Origin of the sequence: Heliobacterium chlorum, from assembly GCF_014502795.1 — a bacterium.
Lineage (GTDB): Bacteria > Bacillota > Desulfitobacteriia > Heliobacteriales > Heliobacteriaceae > Heliobacterium > Heliobacterium chlorum.
On record NZ_JACVHF010000158.1, the window covers coordinates 1 to 482 of the forward strand.

Consider the following 482-nt stretch of genomic DNA (forward strand, 5'->3'; position numbering starts at 1 on the left):
GGGAAAAGCCAACCTTATTATGTTATAAATATCAATCATAGAAACATGCGATTGATGTTCCCTTGTGCTAACGCTAAGACATTGGGGGTACGGCCCGTAGTTGAGCAAAATGTTTTGGACGACGTGCTCAATACACTTCACGATGGAGAAACAGATCCAACCATCAGGGGCACCCAAAGAAACAGATATAATTTAAACAAGATAAAAACCGGTAACATTTATGATGGAGCAGAGGTTATCCGTGACTTAGTTAGACTTAATAATAAGAAAAAACTTGGTTTCGCTGATAAAAATATGCTTGATAACGCTTGTGAAATTTTAGCTAGTGAAGTTGAAATTGTAAAAGGTCTCTGCCGTAAAAAGGCATCTGAATTACTAAACAAGGTTGCTAATATTTAGTTTCGATAGGCTTTATGGTTTATTAGGTTGATAACATGAATACGTAGAGCCAGGGACATTGTCCTTGGTTTCTTTTTGGTTTG

1 protein-coding gene is annotated in these 482 nt (G+C 36.9%); it reads left to right on the forward strand.

Features of this window, described 5'->3' with window-relative positions; all coding sequences use genetic code 11:
• Positions 1–399: CarD family transcriptional regulator (locus H1S01_RS20755; RefSeq protein ID WP_188042192.1), on the forward strand; the 399-nt coding region annotated here is incomplete at its 5' end.
• Positions 400–482 lie beyond the last annotated feature (83 nt).